Here is a 7,716-nt window from a genome sequence, read left to right on the forward strand (position 1 = left end):
GGCCATGGGGGCGGGTTCCAATGTGTCGGGGGCCGGCGCCGGGGGGGGGGGCGGCGGCGCTGGAGCGACCGCCGCACGCGCGGGCGAGGGGGCGGGCACGGCGGCCGGTGCCGGTTCCTGCATACGGGAGGGACGTGCGACCTCGGCCTGTACCGGTGCAACGGGCGGTGGCGGAGCCGGCCGCGCCGTGGCGGCCGATGGCGACGCCGGTACTGCCGCATCGGGTGCGGAGACCGCTGCCGGCGCTTCCGGCGCGGCCGCGGTTGCGGCCGCTGGGGCGGGCACCGGAGCCGACGGCGGCATGGGCCGCAGTTGCCAGGCCAGACCGACGACCAGGACCAGCGACGCGGCGGCGGCCAGCGACGACACCAGCCCACGGCGGCGGCCACGCCGGGCCGGTGTGGTGCCGACGGTGAAGGGCGTCGGAGGCGCGGAAGGCCGGGGCGCCGGCGTCGATGCGGCCGGTTCGCGTACGAGCGCGGCGATGGCCGCGTCGATCCGCGCCGACGGTACCAGGTCCGCGGCGGGGCGTCCCAGCAGCCGCGCCAGTTCGCGTTCTTCGGGGGTCAGTGGCTCGGACCTGTTCATTCGCTCAACCTCGCGCGCAGCTTGTCCATCGCATAGCGCAGCCGCGACTTGACGGTTTCCCGGCCCACGCCGGTGATCTGCCCGATCTCCTCCAGGCTCAGTTCCTGTTCCAGGCGCAGGATGAGGACTTCCTGCTGTTCCTGCGGCAGTTCGGCCATCGCCTGGCGCAGCCGCAGCCGTTGCGCCTGCTCGTCGGCCAGCAGTTCCGGGGTGCAGGTGTCGGCCAGGCGCGCGGTGCGCTGCTCGGCATCGTCCGGCGCCGCGGGCCGGTGCCGAGCGGCGCGCCAATGGTCGTTCAGGCGGTTATGGGCGATGCGGAACAGCCAGGTAGCGAAGGCCGCTTCCGGTTTCCAGCCCGAACGGGCGTGGACCAGCCGCTGCCACACGTCCTGGAACAGCTCCTCGGCCAGCGAGCGGTCGCGCAGCTGGCCCAGCAGGTAGTGGAACAGCCGCGCGCGATGGCGCGCGTACAGCTCGGCGAACGCTTCGCCATCGCCTTCGGCGTAGGCCAGCATCAGCGCTTCGTCGGTCGGAGCTTGGACGGCGGTATCCACGTGCCGCAGCCTAAGCGTTGCCCACGCCACTGCCTAGTCATGTCCGGGCGCGGACCGGGCGACGTTCAGGAAATGTCGAGGCGTGTGCATCGGAGCCGGCGCTGCGGCGTTATGCTGCGCGACAGGGGGGAGTTCCGGACCACCGGAACCCGGAAAAAACATGGAGATCATGTCGCACAGCCAATCCGACGTGCATGCCGGTAACGGACGCGTGGACACCGATTCGCCCGCCAACCGCGTGGTGGCGACGCTGCATGGCCTGCTCCCGGGCGACAGCACCGTGGCGCTGGCCTGGGACGATGCCGTACTCGGCCAGGGCGACTGCGTCAGCCAGGGAGCCGAGGCGCTGCGCGAGGTGGTGCGTGGGCTGCTGGCCGGAGCGCCGCTGCCCGATGGCCTGCGGCAGCCGTTGATGGAGAGCTGGACCGACGGCGACGGTGGCGCACGCATCGTGGTGCTGGCCGAGGCCGATCCCGCCTTCTCGGCAGCGCAGCGGCAGGCCTGGCTGGGCACGGCGCATGCGCTGGTCGCGGCGGTGCTGGTGTCGCTGCGGCAGGGCGTGCAGATCGAACAGCTCGAGCGCGCCAAGCGCCTGCAGCGCGCCCTGTTCGAGATCGCCGACCTGGCGGGCAGCGACCTGGAAATGCCGCAGATGCTGGCCCAGTTCCATCGCATCCTGTGCACGTTGATGTATGCGGACAACTGCTACATCGTCGAATGCGACGAGCACCAGGGCAGCCTGCGCTTCCTGTATTTCGCCGACACGCTGGACAACTTCGCGCCGCCTCCGGAGCGGCGCTTCCACTTCGAGGAAATGCAGGGCAGCCTGACCTTCGCCGTGCTGCGCAGGGGCAAGACGATGCACGGCCCGTCGCGCGAACTGCTGCAGGTGCTGGACCAGCAGCATTCGTTGCACAGCGGGCCGGACAGTGCCGACTGGCTGGGCGTGCCGATGTGGCGCGACAGCACCGTGTGCGGCGCGATCGTGGTGCAGAGTTACGAGACCGGCGTGCAGTACGGGGACGAGGACCGCGCCGTCCTCAATTTCCTGGCCAAGCACATCCTGACCGCGATGGACCGGCGCCAGGCGCACGTGCAGCTGGAGCAGCACGTGCAGCGGCGCACGCTGGAACTGGAGCGGGCCAACGCCAGCCTGCAGGACGAGATCCAGGAGCGGCGCCGCGCCGAAGCGCTGCAGGCGGCCTTGTTCACTGTCTCCGAACTGGCGATGAGCTGCGGCAGCCAGGCCGAGTTCCATGCCGAAGTGCACCGGGTGATCGGTGGCCTGCTGGACGCCAGCAATTTCTACATCGCCCTGGTGAACGAGCAGGGCGACGGGCTGGATTTCGTCTACTCGGTGGATGAATTCAATCGGGTGCGCGCCTCGCGCTCCTTCAGCGGCGGACTGACCGAGTACACCATCCGCAGCGGCCAGCCGCTGCTGGTCACGCGCGCGGAGATCGACCGGCTGATCGCGCGCGGCGAGGTGCGCGAGTTCGGCGCCAAATCGCAGTGCTGGCTGGGCGTTCCCCTGTTCAGCGACGACGAGGTGGTGGGCGTGATCGCGGTGCAGAGCTACAACCCGCAGGTCGCGTTCACCGCGCACGACCAGCGGCTGCTCGCGTTCGTGGCGCGCAACATCGGCAACAGCCTGGCGCGCCAGCGCGACCGCAACCGGCTGCTGCAGGCGCACGCCGAGCTGGAGCGGCGCGTGGCCGAGCGCACCCGCGAACTGGGCGAGGTCAACCAGAAGCTGCTGGCGCAGATCGGCGAGCGCATGCGCGTGGAGCAGCGCCTGACCCACCTGGCGATGCACGACGTGCTGACCGGCCTGCCCAATCGCCTGCAGTTGCTGGAGAAGCTGGAAGAAGCCATCGAGCACGCGCAGCTGGGCGTGGGCCCGATGTTCGCGCTGCTGTTCCTGGACCTGGACCGTTTCAAGTGGGTCAACGACAGCATCGGCCATGCCGCCGGCGACCGCATGCTGGTGGAAGTGGCGCAGCGCCTGGTCGGCATGCTGCGCAGCGACGACGTGGTGGCGCGCCTGGGCGGCGACGAATTCGCGCTGCTGGTGCGCTGCGACGGTGCCGAGGCGGCGATGGAGGTCGGACGACGCCTGCTGCGTTCGCTGGAGCACTCGATGTGGGTGGACGGGCGCGAGCTGTTCCCGTCGGGCAGCATCGGCATCGCATTGTGGAACCTGCGCTACACCTCCGGCGCCGAGCTGCTGCGCGACGCCGATGCCGCCATGTACCGGGCCAAGGGCATGGGCCAGGACCGCTGCGTGGTGTTCGACGAGGCGATGCGCGAGCAGTCGCTGCAGAGCCTGGAACTGGAGGCGGACCTGCGCCGGGCCATCATCAACAACGACTTCCTGCCGTTCTACCAGCCGATCGTGTCGCTGGCCGACGGCGGCGTGGTCGGCCACGAGGCGCTGTTGCGCTGGCAACACGAGGGCAGGGGGCTGCTGCTGCCGGGCGAGTTCATTTCGCTGGGCGAGGAGAGCGGCCTGATCGAGCAGGTGGATTGGCTGATCTACGAACAGGTGGTCCGCGACCTGGCGGGTACGGCTTCGGGCTATATCTCGGTGAACGTGTCGCCGCGCCACTTCCGCTCATCGGAGTTCGCCGCGCGCCTGCTTGGCCTGCTGGATGCGGCCGGCGCCGATCCGGGCCGGTTGCGGGTGGAAATCACGGAAATGGCGCTGCTGGAGGATGCCCCGCGTACGCTGCGCACCCTGCACCAGCTGCGCGAGAGCGGCATCGTGGTGCAGCTGGACGATTTCGGTACCGGCTATTCGGCGCTGTCGTACCTGCACCGGTTTCCGATCAGCGCGCTGAAGATCGACCGCAGCTTCGTGGCCGGCCTGCATGCCGACAACGGCAAGAGCACCCAGGCGCTGGTCGAAGGGGTGGTGTCGCTGGCGCGCACGCTGGGGATCGAGACCATCGGCGAGGGCGTGGAGGACGAACGCCAACTGCGTGCCCTGTTCGAGATGGGCTGCAATTTTGGCCAGGGCTATCTGCTCGGCTATCCGCTGCCGCGCGAGGCGACGCTGCAGAAGAATGCGTGAGAAGCATGCTCCCGCGTGGAGCGATGCAGGAACGATGCAGGTCGCGGGCGGCCCGGCGCGCTGGATCAGGCGTTCGCAGTCCGAGTCGCCCGCGCCAAGGCAACGCGGCCCGTAGCGTTTCGTCCAGCTGCGCCCTGTTGGCAACGGGGCGCCATGGAGTCTGCAGGTCGCCACGCGCCAGTGGCTTGCCGCAATGCGGCGCTCAGCTTCTCGTCGAACCGCGCCCCGCTGGCAAGGGGGCGCCATGGAGCCTGCCGCGTCGCTACGCGCCGGTGACTTACCGCAACGCGGCGCGCAGCTTCTCGTCGAACCACTTGTCCGCCTGCGCCGGCGAATACGCGCGCATCCACGCCAGCATCCGCTCCGCATCGTCCCCGTACCACAGGTCCTGGCGCTGCTCCGGGTGCAGGAAGCGTTCTTCCACCATGTGGTCGATCATGCCGATCAGCTGCGCATAGAAGCCGTCGATGTCGAGGAAGGCGCAGGGCTTCTTGCCGATGCCGAGCTGGCGCCAGGTCAGCATCTCGAAGATCTCCTCGGCGGTACCGAAGCCGCCGGGCAGGGCGACGAAGGCATCGGACAGGTCGAACATGCGCGACTTGCGTTCGTGCATGGAGCCGACGACCTCCAGCGTGGTCACGCCCTGGTGCGCGACTTCCATGTCCACCAGGTGCTGCGGGATCACGCCGGTGACCTCGCCGCCGGTGGCCAGCACGCCATCGGCCACCGCGCCCATCAATCCGGTGCGGCCGCCGCCATAGACCAGGCGCAGGCCCTCGGCGGCGATGCGCCGGCCCAGTTCGGTGGCGCGCTCGATATAGACGGGTTTGGCGCCGGGATTGGAGCCGCAGTAGACGCAGATGGACTTCATGTTCGTTCCTGGTGGAGGGAAGGAGGTAGGCGGATCACGCCGATGAACAGGGACGCGATCAGGGGAGTGCAAAAGCAAGAAGGCTCCGCCGGGGCGGAGCCTTCTCGTTCAGGCCGGTGTCGCTCAGTTGGCCTTGTGGATGGCGCGCTTGCTGACCGCCATCGCCGCGTCGTGGATGACTTCCGACAGCGACGGGTGGGCGTGGCAGATGCGGGCCAGGTCGTCGGCCGAGCCGCTGAACTCCATGGTCAGCACGCCTTCGTGCACCAGTTCGGAGACGTTGGCGCCGACCAGGTGCATGCCCAGCACGCGGTCGGTCTCGGCATGGGCCAGCACCTTCACGAAACCGGCCGGCTCCATCATCGCCACGGCGCGGCCGTTGGCGGCGAACGGGAAGCTGCCGGCCTTGTACGGGATGCCCTCGGCCTTGAGCTGGGCTTCGGTCTTGCCGACCCAGGCCAGTTCCGGTTCGGTGTAGATCACCCACGGGATGGTGTCGAAGTTGACGTGGCCCGGCAGGCCGGCGATCAGCTCGGCCACCGCGATGCCTTCCTCGAAGCCCTTGTGCGCCAGCATCGGGCCGCGCACGCAGTCGCCCACCGCCCACACGCCGTCGACGCCGGTGTGGCAATGGTCGTCGACCACGATCTGGCCACGCTCGTTGAGCTGCACGCCGGTGCCGTCGGCCAGCAGGCCCTTGCTGGCGGCGCGGCGGCCAACGGCCACCAGCAGCTTGTCGACGGTCAGGGTCTTCTCGCCTTCACCGTCGGTGTAGGTGACCACCACTTCCTTCTTCTTGCCCTTGCCGGTCACTTCGGTCTTGCTGACCTTGGCGCCGAGCTTGATGTCCAGGCCCTGCTTCTTGAACTCGCGCGCGGCGACCTTGGCCACTTCGGCGTCGGCGGCGGCCAGGAACTCCGGCATCGCCTCGAGGATGGTGACGTCGGCGCCCAGGCGCTTCCACACGCTGCCCAGTTCCAGGCCGATCACGCCGGCGCCGATCACCGCCAGGCGGCCCGGCACTTCGGCGAAGTCCAGCGCGCCGACGTTGTCGACGATGGTCTCGCCGTCGAACTTGGCGAACGGCAGTTCGATCGAATCCGAACCGGCGGCGATGATGACGTTGGTGCCCTTCAGCTCGACTTCGCTGCCGTCATGCTGCTTGACCTTGACGATGTTGCCGGCCTGCAGCTGGCCGAAGCCGTAGTAGGCGGCGACCTTGTTGGCCTTGAACAGCTGGGCGATGCCGCCGGTGAACTGCTTCACGATGGCGTCCTTGCGGCCGACCATCTTCTCGACGTCCATCTTGGCGTCCTTGAAGCTGATGCCATGGTCGCCAAAGATGTGGCCCATGTTCCAGTACTGGCGCGAGGAATCCAGCAGCGCCTTGGACGGGATGCAGCCCACGCGCAGGCAGGTGCCGCCCAGCGCCGGCTTGCCGTCCTTGCCCAGCGCCGCGTCGATGCAGGCGGTCTTCAGGCCCAGCTGGGCGGCGCGGATGGCGGCGTGGTAACCGGCCGGGCCGGCACCGATGACGACGACGTCGAATTGTTCAGCCATTTGAGGTTCCTTGGTGCTTTCCTTCGGCTTCGGGGCGAAGCCGCTGGCGCGGGGCGCCGGGGAAGGGGCGGGCGCTGGGCCGGCCCCGGAGCGACGAACCCCTCCGGTGAAGGAGGGGTCCGGCGGGGTCTTACAGGCCGAACAGCATGCGGCCCGGGTTTTCCAGCTGGTTCTTGATGTCCACCAGGAACTGCACCGCGTCCTTGCCATCGATGATGCGGTGGTCGTAGGACAGGGCGATGTACATCATCGGCGCGATCACGACCTGGCCGTTCTCGGCGATCGGGCGCTCCTTGATCGTGTGCATGCCGAGGATGGCGCTCTGCGGCGGGTTGACGATCGGGGTGGACATCAGCGAGCCGAAGGTGCCGCCGTTGGTCACGGTGAAGGTGCCGCCCTGCAGGTCGTCCAGCGACAGCTTGCCGTCGCGCGCCTTCTTGGCGTAATCGGCGATGCCCTGCTCGATGTCGGCGAAGGACATGCGCTCGACGTTGCGCAGCACCGGCGTCACCAGGCCCTTGTCGGTGGACACGGCGATGGAGATGTCCGAATAGCCGTGGTAGATGATGTCGTCGCCGTCGACCGAGGCGTTGACCAGCGGGAAGCGCTGCAGCGCGTTGGCCGCGGCCTTCACGAAGAAGCTCATGAAGCCCAGCTTGATGCCGTGCGCCTTCTGGAATTCGTCCTGCAGTTCCTTGCGCGCGGCCGAAACCTTGGCCAGGTTGACTTCGTTGAACGAAGTCAGCATGGCGATGGATTCCTTGGACTGCATCAGGCGCTCGGCGATGCGCTTGCGCATGCGGGTCATCGGCACGCGTTCTTCCGGACGCGCGCCGCCGGCCTTGCCGACGCCGCCGTTGCGGGCGAAGTTGACGATGTCTTCCTTGGTCACCGCGCCATGGCGGCCGGTGCCGGCGACATCGGCCGGGTTCACGCCTTCGGTGATGGCCGAGAAGCGGGCGCCCGGGGGCAGGCCGTCGGCGGCCGACTTGGCGGCCGGGGCCGGTGCGGCGGCAGCGGCGGCCGGAGCCGCTGCAGCGGCCTTCGGTGCTTCGGCGGCAGCCGGGGCC

5 protein-coding genes and 1 pseudogene are annotated in these 7,716 nt (G+C 69.0%); 1 reads left to right on the forward strand and 5 read right to left on the reverse strand.

What is annotated here, in order from left to right:
* Positions 1 to 588, reverse strand: a pseudogene (locus QMX80_RS17390) (hypothetical protein); the annotation flags it as partial.
* The gene (locus QMX80_RS17395; RefSeq protein ID WP_055764773.1) at positions 585 to 1,142 is read right to left on the reverse strand and encodes an RNA polymerase sigma factor; all 558 of its coding nucleotides are present in this window, start codon (positions 1,140 to 1,142) and stop codon (positions 585 to 587) included. The pseudogene QMX80_RS17390 and the gene QMX80_RS17395, both read right to left, overlap by 4 nt.
* A gap of 160 nt (positions 1,143 to 1,302) precedes the next feature.
* Here QMX80_RS17395 and QMX80_RS17400 point away from each other — a divergent pair, with 160 nt between their 5' ends.
* Complete coding sequence (locus tag QMX80_RS17400; RefSeq protein ID WP_282278432.1) at positions 1,303 to 4,215, forward strand: EAL domain-containing protein; 2,913 nt, start codon at positions 1,303 to 1,305, stop codon at positions 4,213 to 4,215.
* A gap of 277 nt (positions 4,216 to 4,492) precedes the next feature.
* Here the strand turns inward: QMX80_RS17400 and QMX80_RS17405 are convergent, their stop codons facing one another.
* From QMX80_RS17405 to sucB, 3 genes are all read right to left on the reverse strand, one after another.
* A complete protein-coding gene (locus tag QMX80_RS17405) occupies positions 4,493 to 5,086 on the reverse strand; it encodes a TIGR00730 family Rossman fold protein (RefSeq protein WP_282278433.1) in 594 nt (197 codons plus the stop codon).
* A 123-nt stretch (positions 5,087 to 5,209) separates the two neighbouring features.
* Complete coding sequence (gene lpdA, locus QMX80_RS17410; protein ID WP_055764777.1) at positions 5,210 to 6,646, reverse strand: dihydrolipoyl dehydrogenase; 1,437 nt, start codon at positions 6,644 to 6,646, stop codon at positions 5,210 to 5,212.
* Positions 6,647 to 6,776: 130 nt separating this feature from the next.
* Positions 6,777 to 7,716 (reverse strand): dihydrolipoyllysine-residue succinyltransferase (gene sucB, locus QMX80_RS17415; protein ID WP_282278434.1); only part of this gene is annotated, 940 nt, incomplete at its 5' end.

This window comes from Stenotrophomonas sp. PS02297, assembly GCF_029959705.1.
Classification (GTDB): Bacteria; Pseudomonadota; Gammaproteobacteria; order Xanthomonadales; family Xanthomonadaceae; genus Stenotrophomonas; species Stenotrophomonas nitritireducens.

Coding starts and splice junctions, on each gene's coding strand:
- QMX80_RS17400 (WP_282278432.1), top strand. CDS start 1,303: ATGGAGATCATGTCGCACAGCCAATCCGACGTGCATGCCGGTAACGGA.
- QMX80_RS17405 (WP_282278433.1), bottom strand. CDS start 5,086: ATGAAGTCCATCTGCGTCTACTGCGGCTCCAATCCCGGCGCCAAACCC.
- lpdA (WP_055764777.1), bottom strand. CDS start 6,646: ATGGCTGAACAATTCGACGTCGTCGTCATCGGTGCCGGCCCGGCCGGT.